The 19090-nt window shown below is 69.7% G+C and carries 16 protein-coding genes and 1 other RNA gene; 9 read left to right on the top strand and 8 right to left on the bottom strand.

The features are described from left to right. Window positions 1-18 precede the first annotated feature (18 nt). An RNA gene (gene rnpB / locus ACY48E_RS07930) (RNase P RNA component class A) lies at window positions 19-453 on the bottom strand. 43 nt (window positions 454-496) lie between these two features. Between rnpB and ACY48E_RS07935 the strand changes: the two genes are divergently transcribed. Continuing rightward, on the top strand, window positions 497-1024 hold the full coding sequence (locus ACY48E_RS07935) for a DUF1697 domain-containing protein (RefSeq protein ID WP_462871606.1): 528 nt from the start codon (window positions 497-499) through the stop codon (window positions 1022-1024). Between the two features lie 4 nt (window positions 1025-1028). Beyond that, window positions 1029-2288, top strand: coding sequence for an SLC13 family permease (locus ACY48E_RS07940; RefSeq protein WP_462871607.1), 1260 nt, complete (start codon window positions 1029-1031; stop codon window positions 2286-2288). Between the two features lie 19 nt (window positions 2289-2307). Here the strand turns inward: ACY48E_RS07940 and ACY48E_RS07945 are convergent, their stop codons facing one another. The 5 genes from ACY48E_RS07945 to ACY48E_RS07965 all read right to left on the bottom strand — a co-directional run bounded on the left by ACY48E_RS07945 (window position 2308) and on the right by ACY48E_RS07965 (window position 8883). Further along, a complete protein-coding gene (locus tag ACY48E_RS07945) occupies window positions 2308-4503 on the bottom strand; it encodes a glycoside hydrolase family 97 catalytic domain-containing protein (protein ID WP_462871608.1) in 2196 nt (731 codons plus the stop codon). 99 nt (window positions 4504-4602) lie between these two features. Continuing rightward, window positions 4603-5691, bottom strand: coding sequence for a bifunctional RNase H/acid phosphatase (locus tag ACY48E_RS07950; protein ID WP_462871809.1), 1089 nt, complete (start codon window positions 5689-5691; stop codon window positions 4603-4605). Between the two features lie 32 nt (window positions 5692-5723). Further along, window positions 5724-6461 (bottom strand): zinc ribbon domain-containing protein, encoded by a 738-nt coding sequence (locus tag ACY48E_RS07955; RefSeq protein WP_462871609.1) that lies wholly within the window; start codon window positions 6459-6461, stop codon window positions 5724-5726. Beyond that, complete coding sequence (locus ACY48E_RS07960; RefSeq protein WP_462871610.1) at window positions 6458-7618, bottom strand: Nif3-like dinuclear metal center hexameric protein; 1161 nt, start codon at window positions 7616-7618, stop codon at window positions 6458-6460. The genes ACY48E_RS07955 and ACY48E_RS07960 overlap by 4 nt, the downstream gene beginning before the upstream one ends. Beyond that, window positions 7615-8883, bottom strand: a complete 1269-nt coding sequence (locus ACY48E_RS07965; protein ID WP_462871611.1) for an ROK family protein — start codon at window positions 8881-8883, stop codon at window positions 7615-7617. The genes ACY48E_RS07960 and ACY48E_RS07965 overlap by 4 nt, the downstream gene beginning before the upstream one ends. 74 nt (window positions 8884-8957) lie before the next feature. Between ACY48E_RS07965 and xylA the strand changes: the two genes are divergently transcribed. From xylA to ACY48E_RS07980, 3 genes are read left to right on the top strand one after another with little or no spacing between them, the layout of a single operon-like run. Beyond that, on the top strand, window positions 8958-10136 hold the full coding sequence (gene xylA, locus ACY48E_RS07970) for a xylose isomerase (RefSeq protein WP_462871612.1): 1179 nt from the start codon (window positions 8958-8960) through the stop codon (window positions 10134-10136). After that, window positions 10133-10816, top strand: a complete 684-nt coding sequence (locus ACY48E_RS07975; RefSeq protein ID WP_462871613.1) for an HAD hydrolase-like protein — start codon at window positions 10133-10135, stop codon at window positions 10814-10816. The genes xylA and ACY48E_RS07975 overlap by 4 nt, the downstream gene beginning before the upstream one ends. A 5-nt stretch (window positions 10817-10821) precedes the next feature. Next, window positions 10822-11799, top strand: a complete 978-nt coding sequence (locus ACY48E_RS07980) for an SURF1 family cytochrome oxidase biogenesis protein (RefSeq protein ID WP_462871614.1) — start codon at window positions 10822-10824, stop codon at window positions 11797-11799. Here ACY48E_RS07980 and ACY48E_RS07985 read toward each other — a convergent pair. Beyond that, complete coding sequence (locus ACY48E_RS07985) at window positions 11731-12714, bottom strand: cobalamin biosynthesis protein (protein WP_462871615.1); 984 nt, start codon at window positions 12712-12714, stop codon at window positions 11731-11733. The genes ACY48E_RS07980 and ACY48E_RS07985 overlap by 69 nt on opposite strands. A 96-nt stretch (window positions 12715-12810) precedes the next feature. Between ACY48E_RS07985 and ACY48E_RS07990 the strand changes: the two genes are divergently transcribed. Both ACY48E_RS07990 and ACY48E_RS07995 read left to right on the top strand, forming a co-directional pair. After that, a complete protein-coding gene (locus ACY48E_RS07990; RefSeq protein WP_462871616.1) occupies window positions 12811-13521 on the top strand; it encodes an acetoacetate decarboxylase family protein in 711 nt (236 codons plus the stop codon). A gap of 72 nt (window positions 13522-13593) precedes the next feature. Next, on the top strand, window positions 13594-15081 hold the full coding sequence (locus ACY48E_RS07995) for an MFS transporter (RefSeq protein WP_462871617.1): 1488 nt from the start codon (window positions 13594-13596) through the stop codon (window positions 15079-15081). A gap of 59 nt (window positions 15082-15140) precedes the next feature. Here ACY48E_RS07995 and ACY48E_RS08000 read toward each other — a convergent pair whose 3' ends face one another. Beyond that, window positions 15141-16547 carry a CitMHS family transporter gene (locus tag ACY48E_RS08000; protein ID WP_462871618.1) on the bottom strand — a complete coding sequence of 469 codons (1407 nt, stop codon included), beginning with the start codon at window positions 16545-16547 and terminating at the stop codon, window positions 15141-15143. Window positions 16548-16732: 185 nt separating this feature from the next. Between ACY48E_RS08000 and ACY48E_RS08005 the strand changes: the two genes are divergently transcribed. After that, window positions 16733-18409: a sensor histidine kinase gene (locus ACY48E_RS08005; RefSeq protein ID WP_462871619.1), complete on the top strand. Its 1677-nt coding sequence runs from the start codon at window positions 16733-16735 to the stop codon at window positions 18407-18409. After that, complete coding sequence (locus tag ACY48E_RS08010) at window positions 18409-19077, top strand: response regulator (RefSeq protein ID WP_462871620.1); 669 nt, start codon at window positions 18409-18411, stop codon at window positions 19075-19077. The genes ACY48E_RS08005 and ACY48E_RS08010 overlap by 1 nt, the downstream gene beginning before the upstream one ends. Window positions 19078-19090: the final 13 nt, after the last annotated feature.

Here is a 19090-nt window from a genome sequence, read left to right on the forward strand (position 1 = left end):
GGGGCGGACCGGGGCGGGCGGACGAGTCGGCGTGTAAGCCGGATCCTGTCCTCGGCGACGAACCGCGAGGGTTCGGCGCCGAGTGGCGACCATCCATCTGGGCACACCGTCGCCGGGTACCTCGAGCGGTCCACCCGCAGACTCGGGCGAGCAGCCCTCGAACGCCTGCGCAGCCGCACCGCGAGCGGTGCGACCTTCGACCTTGCTCCGGGCGGGGTTTACCGAGCCACCCCGGTCACCCGGGGTGCTGGTGCGCTCTTACCGCACCGTTTCACCCTTACCGACGGGTCCCGAAGGTACCGTCGGCGGTCTGTTCTCTGTGGCACTGTCCCGCGAGTTGCCTCGGGTTGCTGTTGGCAACCGCCCTGCTCTGTGGAGTCCGGACTTTCCTCGGCCTCGAGCCTGACTGCATGCGCAACCGGTTCTCGATGCCGCGGCCGCCCGGCCGACTCGTCCGCGTCGCACACCCTACGCGGGTGGGTCCTATAGTTCGCCCATGCGCTGGGTGGTTCTGCTCCGAGGAGTCAACGTCGGGGGTGTGCGACTGACCATGGACGCGGTGCGCGCAGCGCTCACCGACGTGGGGTTCACCGACGTCCGGACGGTGCTCGCGTCGGGCAATGTGATCCTGACCGGCCCCGATGATGCCGCCGCCGTGACCGCTCGGGTGGAGACCACCCTCACCCAGACCTTCTCCTACACCGCGAAGGTCGTGGTGATCGACCGCGCGGCTCTCGAGGAGGTGGTGGCGGACAACCCCTTCCCCGACGAGCCCGATCAGCACTCGTACGTCGTGTTCTCCACCGACGGGGTGTCGACGGCCGAGCTCGCCGAGGTCACCGGGCCCGGATCGGATCGCGAACGCAGCGCACTCGGCCCGCATCGGGTGCTCTACTGGCAGGTCCCGCGCGGTGACACACTGACCAGCCCGATCGGGAAGGCGTCGGCGTCCGCGAAGTACAAGGCCACCACGACCACCCGGAACCTGCGAACCCTGCACAAGATCCTCGCGATCGACACCTGACCCTGTGCACCTCGTCACCGACCTGATCCCGCTGGTCCTGCTCGCCGCGGTGTTGGTGGTCGCCATCGTTCGGCCGCTGGGGTTGTCGGAGATCGTGGTGGCCGCTCCTGCGGCGGCGCTGGTGGTGATCCTCGGCGCCGTCGGTGTCGAGTCGGCGCGACGGGAGATCCTCGATCTGGCCCCGACCGTGGGCTTCCTCGCGGCGATCCTCGTTCTGTCGCACCTGGCCGACGTCCACGGTGTGTTCGACTGGGTCGCGATGGTGTTGCGTCGCGGTGCGCGCGGACGCCCCCGTCGACTGCTCGTGCTGGTCTTCGCCGCGGCGGCCGTCACCACGGCGGTGCTGAGCCTCGATGCCACCGTGGTTCTCCTGACGCCGGCAGTGATCGGCGCCGCTCGCGCCGCCGGGTTGTCCGCCCGACCGCACTCGTATGCCGTGGCGCACCTGAGCAATTCGGCCTCGACGCTGCTGCCGGTGTCGAACCTGACCAACCTGCTGGCATTCTCGGCGACGGGTCTGACGTTCGCGCACTTCACCGCGCTGATGGCGGCCCCGTGGGTGGCGGCGATCGCGGTGGAACTGGCCGTGTTCCTGATCTTCTTCCGCCGTGACCTCGCTGCGCGGACCATGCCCGACCCGGACACAGAGACGGACACCGGCGCGACGATTGCCACCCCGTACTTCGCGCTCGGCGTCCTGGTCGTTGCGCTCGTCGGCTTCGCGGTGTCGGGGCAGATCGCGGTGGCGCCCGCGTGGGTCGCGACGGCGGCCGCCGTGGTGCTGGCCGTACCGGCTCTGCGGCACCGCAGAACCGATGCACGACGGCTGCTGCGATCGGCGGACTGGCCGTTCTGCGCGTTCGTCATCGCACTGGGGGTGGTGGTCGCGGCCGTGGCGGCAGGTCCGCTCGGCCGTGGGATCGCCGCGGCGCTGCCGTCGTCGACCACGCTGAGCGCGTTGCTGGTGACGGCGGCGATCGCGGCGGTGGCGGCGAACGTACTGAACAACCTGCCCGCCACCCTGCTGCTGATCGCAGCTCTCGGTCCGGGCGCTCCGCCCGCACTGGTGCTGGCCGTGGTGCTGGGGGTGAACATCGGCCCCAACCTCACCTACGTCGGTTCGCTCGCGACCATGCTGTGGCGCCGCGTGGCCCGCGACAACGACGAGAACCCCTCGCTCGGCACCTTCACGGCTGTCGGCCTGATCGCCACGCCCCTCACACTCGCCGCGGCGGTGGGGGCGCTGTGGGTGGTGGCGGTGTGACCGCCCGGTGGCTCCGCGGTCAGCTGCTGCCGAAGAGGCCGGGCCCACTCGCCCGCGGCGAGTCCTCGATCACCGCGAGAAACCCTCCGAACGGGGCGGTGTCGACGGTGAAACGGTCGCCGGGCAGATCCACTTCGATCAGCGCGGCGTCGGTGGCCGAGGTGTCACGGAACAGGCGCCCCGAGCGCCCGCCACCGATACCCAGTGGGCCGAGGTCGACGCCGATCGCGACTGCCTGGCCCGATGCCCTCACGTAGCCGGGTGCGCTCGTGTCCAGGCCGGGTGAGATCGACGTGGTCACACCGTTGATACCTGCCACCCACCACGCCCGCCCCTTCCGCCGTGCGACCACCACCGTCCGCGCCGGATCGACCACGAGGTAGCGGGTCTCGTCCCAGCTACACGGAACCGTGGACAGCACGTCCTGCACGCCGGCCGTCTGTCCCAGATACGACTCCGGGGAGTCACCGAAGCCGTTGAAGCCGGACTGGAAGATCACGGCCAGCGCCAACTCGTGGGCAGCACTGGTGTAGCGATCGGCGCCGGGCTTCAACCGGGTCGAGAACAGCGTGGTGCCGTAGTCGAACGGACCGATGGCGTTGCGAACCACCGCTGAGATGGTGTTCTGCTCCGCCATCTGGTCGGTGTAGGGCTTGGTGTTGTTGTAGTACTCGCTCGCGATACCCGCCTCCACGCCCAGCAGGTGCGGGAAGGTGCGGTCCCAGCCACGCGGGACGCTGCAGTTGTGGAGCAGGACGTGGATGCGGAACCGTGCCGCGTCGACGAGGACGTCTCGCTGCAGGGCGAGCAGTTCCTGCTTGTCGCTCTGCCACCCGTCCACCTTGATGCCCGCGACCCCCAGTGCAGAGAGCCGGGCCAGGGTTGCCGCGCGCACGGTGGGATCGGCCAACTGATCGCGTGGCGTGTTGCCGCTCGCGTTGTTGTTTCGGCCGGCCGAGTTGTACCAGAGGAACAGCTTCACCCCACGCGCCTTCGCCTCGAGGGCAATACGTTCGAGCGGGACGGGCGTCGCGGCCGCGTCCGTCATCTGATCCCACTTGACGTCGACGAGTGCGTACGGCCAGTTCAACTTCTCGGCGAGATCGAACCACCGAACGGTCTTCTCCAGACTCAGCGGCGCAGCGTTGTCGGTGAGCCACGAGAACGACGCCGATCCCGGCGTGATCCATGAGGTGTCGGCGACCGCGCACGGGTCCGCGAGGTCGGTGGCCAGCGTTGTCTGCGCCACCGCGCAGGGGTCGCGGGAGATCGCCATGAACCGCCACGGGGTACTCCACGCACCGGACACCGCCGGCGCGCCGGTACCGAACTCGCCGAGCGCCTCGTCGTCGGTGGGGAACGCAATGGTGAACGTTGCCAGGCCGCCGTCGACCAGCGGTTGCGAGAGGTGACAGCCCGGATACCCACCGAGCGCCCCGGACTCGCCCGCCAACACCCACCACGCGGAGCCATCCGATGCCGCGGTGCGCAGCAACATCGGGAACGTGGCTCCACCGCTGGCGGTGAGGGCGCTGGTGACTTGTGATCCGACCTTCGGGAGCGTGTGGTTTCTGCGGTCGATGTAGAAGTCCTGGTACTTCGGTGATCCGGGGGTGTACGGCTCGGTGAACTGGGCTCCGCCGTCCGCCGGGATCCGAACCGCGATTCCGGTGCGCTCGGCCACCACCCGGGTGATCCGACCATCGCCGCGATCCGGGAACCGGTACCGAACGGCAATTCCCCCCGACGACGCCCACAGCGCAATCACCATGGGCTGACCCGCGCTGTTGGTCACGGTGATCTCGCGGGTGGTGGCGTCGGTGCGAACTCGCCGGACCTTGCCCTGCAGGAGCTCGTAGTCCACCGACACCGCTGCCGGGTCACCCGTTGCGGTGATGGTCAGACCCTGCGTGAAGTCACCGTCGTCGAGCCGGATACCCAGCGGACACCGACCGGTGACGTCGACGCCGTCGGCCGAACCGACGAACCACCCGACACCTGCGTCGTCGAGGTGCACGTCCACCCGAACCGAGCCGGTGGGCGCGCTCACTCCGACCGAACGCTCACTGCCCGATGCGGGTTGTGCGCCCGCGTACCCGGCCTCGCCGAGCAGCAGCGGTGCGGCCACCACGCCCGACGCGGCTGCCCGCAGAACCGTGCGTCGATCCACCACCCACGAGCACTTCGGACTGTTGCCGACTTCCCCACTGTCCACGGCAGTTAGTAGGCCGAACCAACTGAAGGTCTGGGCAACGGTCGGGCAGCCGGAAAGTGAACATGCGGCGTCCGCCGTGCGTACACCGCGGTCACGCCGTCACGCCCACAGATACGACGTGTCGTTCACCAGCCGCACCGAGGCGCGGTCGTCGTCGAAGTGATCGACCACCGACAGCGAGGCGAGGTCGAGGTGCAGGCGGTAGAGCAGTTCGGGCCCGGAGTCGAGGGCAAGTTGGAGAAGGGTCTTGATCGGGGTCACGTGCGAGACCACCACCACCGTCTGCCCGGCGTAGGTGTCCAACAGTGCCTGTCGGGTCGCGGCGACCCGATCGCGTACGGCATCGAAGCTCTCGCCACCCGGCGGGGCCAGCGAGGTATCGCCCATCCATCGGCGGTGGTGGTCGGGATCGAGCTCGTTCACCTCGGCGAAGGACAATCCCTCCCACGATCCGAAGTCCGTCTCGATCAGACCGTCGTCGATCGCGACGTCGACACCCGTCGCCGCTGCCACGGCCGCGGCGGTGGCGCGGGTGCGTGCCAACGGCGACGAGACGATGGCGTCGACCCCACCCATTCGGGCGATCCGGGCGGCCGCCGCGGCAGCCTGCTCCCGACCGGCGTCGGTGAGCTCGGGATTGCCGCGGCCCGAGTACCGCCGCGCCACCGACAGCGGAGTCTGCCCGTGGCGCAACAACATCAGACGGGTGGCCGAGCCGGTGACTGCCTGCCATGCCGGTAGCGTGCGCGGCGGACCCGAGACAGCGGGCGGCGCGCCGGAGCTGCCCTGTTCACCGTCCATCGCGCGGTTGGCCAGGGCGTCGGCGTGGGAGTTCTTCTCGCGTGGGATCCACGAGTACTCCACGGAGTCGAAGCGGTCGGCGATCGCACGCGCGCGCGCCGCGAGCTCGATCATGTCCGGGTGCTTGATCTTCCAGCGCCCGGACATCTGCTCGACGACGAGTTTGGAGTCCATCCGCGCGGTGACACGGCGCGCACCCAGCTCGGCGGCCGCCTCGAGTCCGGCGATCAGCCCGCGGTACTCGGCGAGGTTGTTCGTGGCGATCCCGACGGAGTCGAATCGCTCGGCGAGCACGGCGGCGTGGTCGGCGTCCCACACCACCGCGCCGTAGCCGGCGGGCCCGGGGTTTCCGCGCGAACCCCCGTCGGCCTCGACGATCACCGCCAGGTCGGACCGATCACCGCTCGACGAGGGCACGCTCACAGCCCGGACTCGGTGGTACGGACCAGGATTGCCGAGCACTCCGGGCACCGCACCACCTGGTCCTCGTCGGTGGCGGCGATGCGAGCGATCTCGCTGCGATCGATCTCCATTCGGCACGCACCGCATCGCCGAGCGCGCAGCAGAGCCGCGCCGGTGCCCGAGCGCTCGCGCTGGTTCTGGTACATCGAGAGCAGATCCGCATCGATCGCGCCGGCGAGCTCGTGGCGCGCGGTGGAGCGAGCGGCTTCCCGGGAGGCGAGGTCGGCGAGCGCGTCGTCGCGGCGGCGTCGGGCGTCGACGAGTTCGTCCTCGACGGCGGTCAGCCGAGCACCGGCGTGGTCGTGATCGTTCTGAGATGCCTCGCGCCGCTCCATCACCTCGAGCAGTTCGTCCTCGAGGATCGCGCGGCGACGTTCCAGGCTGGTGAGCTCGTGCTGGAGTTCGGTGAGCTGCTTGGCCGGTGCCGCACCACTCTCGAGCGCCGCGCGGTCCTTCTCCTCGCGGCGCCGTACGGCGTCGATCTCCCCCTCGAGTTTGGCGATGTCGCGATCGAGGTCGTCGATGGCGATCGAGACCACCACGGCCGCATCCTTGCGGGCCACCCGCTCGGCGTCGAGTCGGTCGCATTCGGCCTGTTCGGGCAAGGTGGCGCGGCGGTGGGCGATCTGCGTCAGCTCGGTGTCGAGCGCGGCGAGATCGAGAAGCTTGCGCTGCTGGTGTCGATCGGCTCTCACGGCGCCAACCGTACAGGTGGGGACCCGATCGACCAGGGATCCGTGCGCACATCGGTGACGGCACAGGAGAACTCGTCGCGGTCGCCGAACTCCGCTTCCAGCAGGGCGCGCGCCTGCCCACACCACGGGAACTCCCCTGCGTAGTGCGCGACGTCGATCACCGGCACCCCGCCGGCGCGCAGGTGCTCGTCGACCACGTGGTGGCGCATGTCGGAGGAGACGAACACATCCGCCCCCGCACGCGTGGCGGCCTGCAGGTACCCGTCGCCCGACCCTCCGGACACGCCGACCGTGTGCACGCGGGCACCGGGATCACCCGCTGCGCGCACCCCCCACACGGTGGGCGGCAGCGCTGCGGCCACCACCGCGGTGAACTCCGCGAGGGTGGTCGGCCGATCGAGGGTGCCGACGCGTCCGATGCCCTCGCCGGTGGGTAGCGGTGCGGTCTCGACCACGTCGAACGCCACCTCCTCGTACGGGTGCGCGGCGATCAGGGCACGGGCGATGTCGGCCCGGAGACGTTGGGGCGCAACCATTTCCACGCGTGTCTCTGGCACGCTCTCGTCGACGCCCACCGTGCCGATCGCGGGTACGGCACCGTCACCGGGCCGGAACCGGCCGGTGCCGTCGACGCTGAACGAGACATCGCTGTAGTTGCCGATGCGACCGGCGCCCGCGGCGAACATGGCGGCGCGCACGGCATCGGCGTCCGCGATCGGGACGTGGACCCCCCACTTGTCGACGGTCTCGGTGCGCGGGACCAGCGGACGCAGATCGCGCACGCCGAGTGCTGCGGCGAGGGCATCGGAGACACCCGGGGAGGCAGCGTCGGCATTGGTGTGGGCGGTCAGCAGCGCACATCCGCCCCGGATCAGCCGGTGGATCAGCGCTCCCTTGGGGGTGTGGGCGCCGACGGTGTCCACCCCGCGCAGCAGCAGCGGATGGTGCACCAGGAGCAGGTCGGCGCCGCGGGCGAGGGCGTCGTCGACCACCGCGGCGGTGGCATCGACCGCGATCACGACCTCTCGCACGCGCTCGGCCGGGTCGCCGCACACCAACCCCACCGAGTCCCAGCTCTCGGCCAGGTGCGGCGGGTAGGCGCGGTCGAGGGTGGCGACGACCTCGGCGAGGGTGGGCACCGGACGCGGGGCGCTCATCCGACGAACCGATCGATCCACAGCGCGGGCGCCTCGATCAGACGACCGAGTTCGTAGTACGCGGCGCCGGTGGCCCCGATCGCCGGATCGACACTGCCGCGGACCACCGAGATGTGCACCCACCCCGATGCGAGGACGCGCTCGGCCAGGTGCTCGCTCAGGCGGGGCGCGATCAACTCGGCCAGCGCACCGAGATGTCCGCCGAGAACCACGGTGTGGATGTCAACGAGGTTGATCATCCCGGCGAGCGCGACCCCGAGCGCGTAGCAGGCGCGATCGACTGCGGACAGCACGGTCGGGTCGCCGGCGACGGCAGCGGCGACGAGGGCCTCGGAGGTGGTGCCGACGGGCAGAGCGGCGGCGTCGAGAATAGCGTTGCGTCCGGCGTACAGCTCGAGACAGCCCGTGGATCCGCAACCGCAGCGAGGTCCGCTGGGATCGACGCACACGTGGCCGATCTCGCCCGCCCACCCGTGGTGGCCGGTGGCGACCACACCGCCGCGCACCGCGGCGCCACCGATGCCGATCTCACCGGAAAGGTAGACGAAGTCGCGCAGCGGCCCCGGTCGCCCGGGCGAGATCTCGGCGGCGGCGCGGGCGGCGAAGTCCGCCTCGTTCCCGACGGTGAGGTCCAGCTCGCGCTCGGGAAGGTGGGTGACGGTGATGTGGTCGGCGGGGCGCACGTTCTTCCACCCCAGGTTGGGCGCGTGGTGCAGGAAGCCCGAATCGCGGGAAACGATGCCGGGCAGCGCGAGACCCACGCCCAGCAGCCTGGCCTCCAGTCGAGCGGTACGCCACTGCGCGATGATCTCGCGGCCCAGTGCGTCGAGTCTGCCGAGAACGTCGAGCGGATCGCTCGCGCGCTGGTCGGAGTGCACGATCCGCTCGGCCACCACGGTGCCGTCGAGGGCGATCACGCGGCCGGCGAGCGAACCGGCGTTGACCTCGAGACCGAGCGCGGCGTAGGTGTCGGCAGCGACGACGGGCGTGGCGGGTCGACCGCGGCCGATGCTCGCCAGCGGGGCGAGTTCGGTGAGTACGCCGCCGGCCACCAGGTCGTCGACCAGACGCGATGCCGTCGCGCGTGTCATCGAGGTCTGGGCAGCTATCCCGGCACGCGAGATCGGCGGCGACGCGGACAGAGCGGTGCGCGCGACGAGTGCGAGATTGGATCCGCGGATCGTCGACTGCCGGGCGCCGGTCACGGGCACGCCGGTGCTCGATCGCTCGTCGGTGACGGGTCCACGGTCGACCTGGCTGTTCACTCCTTGACCGTAACCCGGGTGCCAGTTATGTTTTACCTACAAACAAATTGCTTCCCGCACACCCGGAGGTTCTCGTGACGCGCCCACCCACTGCCGATGATCGCTTCTCCTTCGGCCTCTGGACCGTCGGCTGGACCGCCAACGACCCCTTCGGCGCCGCCACCCGTCCCGCCCTCGACCCCGTCGAATACGTCGAGAAGCTCGCCGAACTCGGCGCCTGGGGCGTGACCTTCCACGACAACGACGTGGTGCCGTTCGAGGCCGACGACGCCGAGCGCGAGCGAATCCTCACCCGATTCAAGGCCGCGACCGACCGCGTGGGACTGACCATCGAGATGGTCACCACCAACACCTTCACCCATCCGGTCTTCAAGGACGGTGGGCTGACGTCCAACGATCGTTCGGTGCGACGGTTCGGACTGCGCAAGGTGCTGCGTGCGGTCGACCTCGCCGCGCAGATGGGCGCGCAGACCTTCGTGATGTGGGGCGGACGCGAGGGCAGCGAGTACGACGGGTCCAAGGACCTGCACGCGGCGCTGGAGAGGTACCGCGAGGGCATCGACACCGTCGCCGCCCACATCCGCAGTCAGGGCTACGACCTGCGCATCGCACTCGAACCCAAGCCCAACGAGCCCCGCGGCGACATCTTCCTGCCCACCATCGGCCACGCTCTCGCACTGATCGCCGAACTCGACAACGGCGACCTCGTGGGCCTGAACCCCGAGACCGGTCACGAGCAGATGGCGGGGCTCAACTTCACCCACGGGATCGCCCAGGCCCTGTGGGCCGGCAAGCTCTTCCACATCGACCTCAACGGCCAGCGCGGGCTCAAGTACGACCAGGACCTGGTGTTCGGCCACGGCGACCTGATGTCGGCGTTCTTCACCGTCGACCTGCTCGAGAACGGGTTCCCGGCCTCTCCGGACGGCCCGCGCTACACCGGTGCGCGTCATTTCGACTACAAGCCCTCGCGCACCGAGTACATGACCGGAGTGTGGGAGTCGGCGAAGGCGTGCATGTCGACCTACCTGATGCTCGCGGACAAGACCCGAGCCTTCCGCGCCGACCCCCGCGTGCAGGAGGCCATGCGATACAGCGGCGTCGCCGACCTGGCTCTGCCGACCCTCGGCGAGGGCGAGACGCTCGAGGCGTTCCTCGCCGAGGACGAGCCGTTCGACATCGATGCCGCCGCGACCCGCGACTACGGTTTCGTCGCCCTGCAGCAGCTCGCCGTGGAGCACATCATCGGATGACGGGGGCGTTCCACACCGTGCTGTTCGACCTCGACGGCACACTCACCGACTCCGCCCCCGGCATCTGGGCAGGTTTCCGGCACGCCCTCGCCGAAGTGGGGGCGCCGCCGCCGACCCCGCAGATGCTCGAGGGCGTCATCGGGCCACCGCTGATCGATTCGTTCGCCGCGATGAACCTCGGGCCGGAGCGGGCCACCCGAGCCCTGGCCGCGTACGTCGCGCGGTACGACGAGATCGGGTGGGCGGAGAACCGCCCGTACGACGGCATCGCGGACACCCTGAGCGCGCTGATCGAGCGTGAGGTGACCCTGGCCGTGGCCACCTCCAAGAACGAGGGATTCGCCCGTCGGATCCTCACGCACTTCGGCCTCGCCTCCCACTTCGCGTTCATTGCCGGGGCCAGCGACGACGGCACCCGTCGCGCCAAGGTGGACGTGGTCGAGCGCGCTCTGCACAACGCGGGCGTCGACCCCGTACCCGCTGCGACGACCGGCGTGCTGATGGTCGGCGATCGCGCGCACGACGTCGAGGGCGCCGCGTACTGGGGCATCCCCACCGTCGTAGTGCGCTGGGGGTACGGCCGAGCAGACGAGCACGCACGCGCCCGCTGGGCCGTGGACACTCCCGCACAGCTCACCGATCTGCTGATCTCTGCGACCATCGATCCCGCGCTACCGTAGAGGGCGTGCAGCGCGTCGCGATGTTCATCAAGCCGGGATGGTTGGCACTGGCCGCCGTCGTGGCCCTGTTCGCGTACCTGTGCTTCGCGGTCCTCGCGCCGTGGCAGCTGCACAAGAACACCTTCACCAGCGAACGCAATCAGCGCATCGCCGCATCGCTGACCGCCGATCCGGTGCCCGCGTCGACGCTGCTCGCCGGCGGCGCCGTCGCCCCGGACGACGACTGGCGACGGGTCACCATCAGCGGCGTCTACCTGCCCGACACCACCGTGCTGGTGCGACTGCGCAGCGTGCAGGACACACCGTCCTACGAGGTGCTCACCACCTTCCGCGCGACCGACGGCACCACCGTTGTGGTCAACCGCGGTTACGTGTTGCCCGTGGACGGCAACCGGCCGCCGCCCATCGCCCCCGCACCCACCGGCCAGGTCACACTCGACGGGCGGGTACGCCAGGACGAGTCCGCCGTCGCGGACAAGACTCCGCTGCCGGCCACCGGTGGCGAACCCGCGCAGGTCTACACGATCACCGCGCAGCAGGTCGACGCGCTGACCGGGGTACGGACCGTCGACGGCTACATTCAGCTCTCCGACGCCCAGCCCGGCGGGCTCGGCACCATCGACCTACCGCAACTGGACGCGGGACCGTACCTGTCGTACGGGCTGCAGTGGCTGGCGTTCGGCCTCATGGCCCCGCTCGCCCTCGCCTACTTCGTGCGCGCGGAGATCAAGGAGCGGCGGCGCGGAGGCGACGAGAAACCCGCCGAGCCGGCGGCGGACGACCTGGCGACGAACGACCCGGGGACGGCGCGGGGCTCGTCGACGCGCGATGCCGACGCATCCGACATCGATCTCGACGATCTGGACGCGGACCTGGCCTCGCACCTGCGCCGGGGCCGCGGGTTCGGGCGACGCTCAGCGGACTCGACGGGCACGGCGACCGCGCCGACGCGCCTGGCCGAGCGCTACGGCACCCAGCGCTGACACCAGGACCGACAACCCCTGCACGACGCCCGAGAGCGCCACGGCCCGGCGCAGATCCTGCTCGGTCGGCGGCGCCCCCGACCCCAGCGTCGGTCTGATCTCGAGACCGTGCGCGTACTGCGTCGGCCCGCCCAGACTCACCCCCAGCGCACCCGCGGCCGAGGCTTCCGCCACACCGGCATTGGGGCTCGGGTGCGCTGCGGCGTCCGCCCGCCACGACGCCAGGGCGCGCCTCGGTGACCCGCCCACGGCCGGGGCGGCCACCACGGTCAGCACCCCGCACAGGCGAGCCGGGACGTAGTTGACGACGTCGTCGAGGCGCGCGGCGAACCAGCCGAACCTCTCGTACCGAGACGAGCGGTAGCCGATCATCGAGTCCAGCGTGTTCACCGCCCGGTAACCCAGCGCGCCGGGAAGGCCGAACAGTGCGGCCCACACCACCACGCCCACGGTCGCGTCGGAGGTGTTCTCGGCGACCGATTCCGTTGCCGCTCTGATCAATCCGGGCCCATCGAGAACCGAGGCGTCACGTCCGCACAGTGACGGCAGGACCGCACGCGCGGTATCCAACGTTCCGTCGGAATCCTCACCGACGGCCTCGGCCATCCGAACCCCGGTGCGGCACAGCGTGGTCCCCCCCAACGCTGTCCACACGCCCAGCGCCGTCACCGCCGCCGCGGGCGCGGGGCCCCACCGGCGGGCCTCGCGCTCGAGAAGAGCCGAGCCGGCGGTCGTCACCGCGAGCAGCGCAGTCACGTGCACCACCCCGGCCACGCGGGAGTCGCGGTACGTACGCCGTTCGAGCGCGGCGGCGCACGAGCCGAACCATGCGACGGGGTGGTGCCTGCGGGGGTCGCCGAGGGCACGATCGGCAAGGTAGCCCATCAGCACTGCGGCGGCGGCGGTACCGGACATCCGTGCGCACGCTACGCGCCCGTCGCGGTGGCTACTATCGGCCGGGGTCCAGTGAGCGCGCCGACGGTGGTCGGAGCGAGAGGGAGCAGCGCAACGATGACACGCCCGACCGATGAACTCAACGCTGTTCCCGAGCGCGACTGGCACATCGGCGCCGACGGGCTGAGCTACCCCCCGGAGCCGTGGTACCTCGGCGGCTCGCTGCGCGGCTCGGTGTTCCTGGTCCCGCGATCCGAACTCCCCACCGAGGTGGCCGATGCCCCCGAGGCGGCCGGTGTCCGCGCGGTGACGGTGAACGGCAAGCTCGTCGTGAACGTGGCCTTCGCGACCTACGCCGAGGGCGGGGTGCTCACCTACGACGAACTGTTGGTGGCGATCGCCGCGCGTCGCGGGCCGTCCCCGCGGGTGTCGATCTCCCAGATCTGGGTCGACAGTCCGCAGTCGCGCACCGGCGGGCGCGAACTGTGGGGGATCCCGAAGCACCTTGCCTGCTTCGCGACGTCGACGGCCGCCGGGAACACGACCCGGTCGATGACCCTCGAGGGTTCGACTGTGGCGTCTCTCACATCACGTGATGGCCGGCGCATCGTTCCCGGCATGCCGCACATCCCGCTCGTGACTGCTCAGCATCTCGACGGCCGCACCATCGTCGCGCGCAACAACTTGTTCGCCCAGCTCAGGACCTTGCGTGCGGACTGGACGTTCGACCGGTCGGGCCCGCTGGGCTACCTGGCCGGTCGACGACCGTTGATCAGCACGGCCATCACCGACGGGTCCATCGTGTTCGGAGCGTCCGTCCAGCGCTGAGGAGTGTCGGCGAGGTGATCCACACTGTTGCGGCATCCGAATACCGAGAGTGCCCCGACCGAAGGTGATCCCGTGACCACTGCACCCGCCGACAAGTCCACCGCCTCTCCCCCGACCGTTCCAGCACACGCCTGGCGAGCCCTCGCGGTACTGCTCGCGGGGATGTTCATCGCCCTGCTCGACACCACCATCGTCAACGTCGCGCTGCCCACGATCCGCACCAGCATCGACGCGTCCGAGGCCACGCTCTCGTGGATCATCTCCGGCTACGCGCTCGCATTCGGCCTCGCGCTGATTCCCGCGGGCCGTGTCGGCGACCGCTACGGACACAAATGGGTCTTCGTGTTCGGCATCGGGCTGTTCACGGTCGCGAGCCTCGCCTGCGGCTTCGCGGGGGGTGACCTCGAACTGATCGTCGCGCGCGTCGTCCAGGGTCTCGCGGGTGGCATCTTCGTCCCGGCCGTCACCGCCTACATCCAGTTGCTCTTCCCGCCGCAGATGCGGGGCAAGGCGTTCGCCATCATGGGTGCGGTCATCGGCGTCTCCTCCGCACTCGGACCGATCATCGGCGGCATCATCATCGAGACCTTCGGTGACGAGAACGGCTGGCGCGGAGTGTTCTTCGTCAACCTCCCGATCGGTGTCGCGACGCTCATCGCCGCTGTTGTGGCGCTGCCCAACACGCGGGGCCAGCAAGTCCCCGGTCGCGGTGGAGGCGTCGACCTGCTCGGTCTGGTCCTGATCACGGCGGCGCTGGTGGCCCTGCTGGTTCCGCTGATCGAGGGGCAGACGCTCGGGTGGCCGCTGTGGACGTACGGCACGCTCGCGGGCGGCGTGGCACTGCTGGTGGCGTTCGGCTTCTGGGAGGTGGCACGCTCACGCCGTGGGGGCACTCCCCTCGTTCCGCCACGACTGTTCCAGCACCCCGCATTCACCGCCGGGACGATCCTGGCACTGGTCTACTTCGCGGCGTTCACCTCGATCTTCTTCACCATCTCGATCCTGTGGCAGACGGGCCTGGGCAACTCCGCCCTCTCGTCCGGGTTGGTGTCACTGCCCTTCGCGGTGGGCAGCATCATCGGCTCCTCCCAGAGCGACAAGCTCACTCGACGCCTCGGGCGCACGGTCCTGGTGATCGGGACGAGCATGCTGTCGGTCGGGTTGGCGGTGCTGTGGCTGCTGTTCGCGACACTCGATTCCCTCGTCATCTGGGATCTGATGGTGCCGCTGTTCGTGGCCGGCCTGGGCAGCGGGCTGTTCATCGCCCCCAACGCGCAGTTCATCGTGGCAACCGTCGAACCGCGTGACGCGGGCGCGGCCAGTGGCGTCATCTCCACGATGCAACGCGTAGGCAGCGCGATCGGTATCGCCGTGATCGGCAGCGTGCTGTTCGGCTCGCTGACCATCACCGGTCCCGACACCGTCGCGACCGGATTCATCAGCGCCGCCGCCCACGCGATGGCCGTCAGCGTCGCCTTCGCCGTCGCATCTCTCGCCCTGGTGTTCACCCTGCCCAAGACCGTCTCCGCCCACGGCCCTCGCATTCCCGTCGACGCCTGACAGAAGAGGAGGACAGTGCCCGCTGAGCGGGCACTATCCTCCACATTCGGAGTGGGGTCTCAGCCGAAGGGGATCTGGCCGAGCAGAACCCCGACCACCAGCATCGCCACCGACACCACGGCCGCGCGCCAGAGCACTTTGCGGTGGTGATCGGCGAGGCCGACCCCCGCCAGGGTGACCAGCAGCAGGATCGCCGGCACCAGGGGGCTCTGCAGATGCACCGGCTGGCCGGTGATGGAGGCGCGAGCCATCTCGACCGGCTCGATGCCGTACTTGGCCGCGGTCTCCGAGAGCACGGGCAGGATGCCGAAGTAGAACGCATCGTTGGTCATGAAGAAGGTGAACGGGATGCTCAGGATGCCCGTGATCACCGCCAGGTAGGGCCCCATACCGGACGGGATCACCCCCAGCAGCCAGTCGGCCATGGCCTCGACCATCCCGGTGCCCTGGAACACCCCGGTCAGTACTGCGGCGGCGAGAACCATCGACACCACGGAAACTATCGACGCCGAGTGCCGGGTGATGGCCTCGCTCTGCTCCTTCACCTTGGGGAAGTTGACGGTGAGGGCGATCGCAGCGGCGATCATGAACAGCACCGGGATCGGCAGGATGTCGAGCACCAGCACCACCAGCAACGACACCGTGAGAACTGCGTTGAACCAGAACAGCTTCGGGCGCAGCGTGGCGCGGGTGGGATCGAGGGTGCCGACGAATCGTCCCGTGTCCCCGTCAGCGCCACCGGAATCCGCCGAACCCGAGCCCACACCACCCGAGCCCACACCGCCCGACCCCACACCACCCGAGCCGCGACGGGACGAGCCGTGCGCCACCAGTTGCTGATCGTGAACCAGCGTGTCGAGTCGCTTGCGCTCGAGAAGCCCGAGATGAACCGAGAACGCCATCACGATGATCAGGCCCACGATCAGCGACGGAACCATCGGGACGAACACCTCCGACGGCGAGATCCCCAGCGCGGACGCTGCGCGTACGGTCGGCCCACCCCACGGGATGATGTTCATGGTTCCGTTGGCCAGACCCGCGACCACGGTGAGGATCACGGGGCTGACCTTCAGCCGCAGATAGAGCGGCAGCAGGGCGGAGGTCACGATGATGAACGTGGTGGAGCCGTCGCCGTCGAGGGAGACCACCATGGCCAGCACTGCGGTACCGACCACGAGCTTCATCGGATCATTGCGGACCAGGCGCAGGATGAGCCGAACCAGCGGGTCGAACAGTCCGACGTCGATCATGATCCCGAAGAAGATGATCGCGAAGAAGAGCAACGCCGCCGTGGGGGCCAGGCTCTTGATGCCGTCGGTGATCATGTCGCCGATGCCGAGTCCGGCCCCGGCGAACAGACCGAAGATCACCGGCACGGTGATCAGGGCTACCACGGGCGTGGCACGTTTGGTCAGGATCAGGAACATGAACGCTGCCACCATGGTGAAACCCAGTGCTACGACCATCGCGTACTCCTCGAAGTCTGTGTATCCGGCCTTCCGATGTGAGGGAAATTACGTGGCGACGGTCACATCTCCTCGGTTGTGCGCACAACCCGCGCAACTCACCTTCCGCACAGTTCTGCGCATTGTGCTCACACATGGCCGATCGGTCGTTAGCCTGGCGAGATGACCTCGGCCGAACCCGGCGGATGAGGCGCTCCATCCGCCTACGCACCCAGGTCCTGCTCCTGCAGGCGGCGCTGGTTGCCGTGGCGCTCGGTGCAGCGTTCGCAGTGTTCGCCTACACCAACGGCCACCGACTCTCCGAGGAGTACGGGCTGCGCGCGCTCGCCATCGCCCGCGCAGTCGCCGCCGATCCTCAGGTGCGCGCCGACGTCGCCGAGTACGCGCTCTCCGATGCCGCCGGTACCGCGTCCGCGCCGCCGGGGGCTCTGCTGGCCGGTCCGGTACAGGGCGCCGCCGAGAGTGTTCGCACCCGGACGGGGGCATTGTTCGTGGTGATCACCGACGATCGCGGCATTCGCCTGGCTCACCCGGACGTGGACGCACTCGGCGAGCGCGTTTCGACCGACCCCACTCAGGCGCTGGCGGGCAACGAGGTGGTGCAGCAGGAACGCGGCACGCTCGGCGACTCCGTGCGTGCGAAAGTACCTGTCTATCAGCCTGATTCGCCGAACGTGGTCGGCGAGGTGAGCGTGGGGATCTCCACGGTCGCTGTGCGCGAGGAACTCGTTCGTGACCTGCTCGCCGCGTCCGGTGTGGTCGGGGTGGTCCTCGTGCTCGCCGTCGTCGGAGCCGTTGCGCTCTCGCGGCGCTGGAAGCGGCTCACTCTCGGTCTCGAACCCGAGGAGCTTGCCGAACTGGTTCGCGAACAGACCGCCGTTCTGCACGGGATCGGTGAGGGGGTGGTGGCCGTGGATCCGTCCGGGACGGTGACCGTGGTCAACGACGAGGCCCGCACCCTGCTCGACCTACCCCCCGATGACGGGAGTTCGGCGCCGCAGCGGTCGAACCTGACGCCGCGCCTGCGCTCGGTGCTCGACGAGGCGACGGGCGATCCGGTCCTCGCCACCGTGGGCGACCGGGTGCTGATCGCCAGCGCGCGCCCCGTCGTGCGGGAGGGCACCGCGCTCGGCACCGTGCTGACGCTGCGTGATCGCACGGATGTGGACACCCTCACCCGCCAACTCGACGCGGTGCAGTCGATGAGTTCGGCGCTGCGAGCGCAACGGCACGAGTTCGCGAACCGACTGCACCTGATCAGCGGGCTGCTGCACGACGGGCGAGGCGTGCAGGCCGCCGAGTACGTCGAGGAGATCCTCGGCGTGGGTCCGCATTCGGCGACCCTCGACGGCATCGACGCCGTCCGCGACCGGCCACTCGCGGCATTCCTCACCGCGAAGGCGGCGTTCGCTCGCGAGAGCGGGGTGCAGCTGGTTCTCGGCGAGAACACCTGGGTCGCGGGTACGGTCACCGCCGCCGTAGACGTGACCACGGTGCTGGGCAACCTCGTCGACAACGCCGTCGACGCCGCTCGACTGGGCGCGCGCCGGCCCGCCGTGGTGGAGGTCGAATTACTCGAGGAGGGCACGACGCTGCACATCACGGTCGCCGACACCGGTGACGGCATCGAGATCGATGCGGAGTCGGTGTTCGGCGAGGGCGTCACCACCAAGCCGTCGACCGCACCGGGTGGTCGCGGAATCGGTCTGGCTCTCAGCCGGCAGATTGCGCGATCGCACGGCGGCGACGTCGTGATCGCCTCTGCGGGAGGTGTTCCGGGGCCGGAGAACCCCCGCGGTGGTGCGGTGATGTTGGCACGCCTGCCCGCTACGCTGACCCCTGTCGAGAAAGGACAGCAGTGATGCCCAGTGCCGCAAGCACCTTCAGGACGTTGGTGGTGGATGACGACTTCCGCGTTGCCAATCTCCATGCCGATCTCGTCGATTCACTCGACGACTTCTCCGTGACCTGTGTGGTGAACACCCTCTCCGCGGCACGTGACGCCCTCGCCGAGAGCGCCTTCGACATCGCACTCGTCGACGTGTACCTGCCCGACGGCTCGGGAATCGACTTCATCTCTCACGTGCGGTGCGATTCGATAGTGCTGAGCGCAGCCGCCGACGCCGACTCGGTGCGCGGCGCGGTTGCCGCGGGTGCCTTCGCCTACCTGATCAAGCCGTTCCCGCGTCACTCGCTCACCGAGCGCCTGCAGGCGTACGCGCGCTACCGCTCGACGGTGGCAGCGGCCGAAGACCTCACCCAACCCACCATCGACGCCGCCATCGACGCACTGCGGGTGGCGCCGCGCGTCGAGCCGGCTGCCCATCACACGGTCACCCGCGACCTGGTGCTCGAGGCGATCCGACGCGCCGACGATCCACTCTCGGCCGGCGAGGTGGCCACCAGCATCGGCATCTCCCGGGCCACCGCGCAGCGGTACCTCGCGGCGTTGGTGTCCAAGCAGATGGTGCGGATGCAGCTGCGCTACGGCTCGACAGGACGGCCCGAGCAGGAGTACCTGCCGCACTGACCGCAGCGGCCGG

The organism is Rhodococcus sp. AZ1 (assembly GCF_054979605.1).

Excerpts from the sequence above, each read along its gene's own strand:
- ACY48E_RS07935 (WP_462871606.1), top strand. The coding sequence starts at position 497 with ATGCGCTGGGTGGTTCTGCTCCGAGGAGTCAACGTCGGGGGTGTGCGA.
- ACY48E_RS07960 (WP_462871610.1), bottom strand. The coding sequence starts at position 7,618 with ATGAGCGCCCCGCGTCCGGTGCCCACCCTCGCCGAGGTCGTCGCCACC.
- ACY48E_RS07975 (WP_462871613.1), top strand. The coding sequence starts at position 10,133 with ATGACGGGGGCGTTCCACACCGTGCTGTTCGACCTCGACGGCACACTC.
- ACY48E_RS07985 (WP_462871615.1), bottom strand. The coding sequence starts at position 12,714 with ATGTCCGGTACCGCCGCCGCCGCAGTGCTGATGGGCTACCTTGCCGAT.
- ACY48E_RS07990 (WP_462871616.1), top strand. The coding sequence starts at position 12,811 with ATGACACGCCCGACCGATGAACTCAACGCTGTTCCCGAGCGCGACTGG.
- ACY48E_RS08000 (WP_462871618.1), bottom strand. The coding sequence starts at position 16,547 with ATGGTCGTAGCACTGGGTTTCACCATGGTGGCAGCGTTCATGTTCCTG.
- ACY48E_RS08005 (WP_462871619.1), top strand. The coding sequence starts at position 16,733 with ATGAGGCGCTCCATCCGCCTACGCACCCAGGTCCTGCTCCTGCAGGCG.
- ACY48E_RS08010 (WP_462871620.1), top strand. The coding sequence starts at position 18,409 with ATGCCCAGTGCCGCAAGCACCTTCAGGACGTTGGTGGTGGATGACGAC.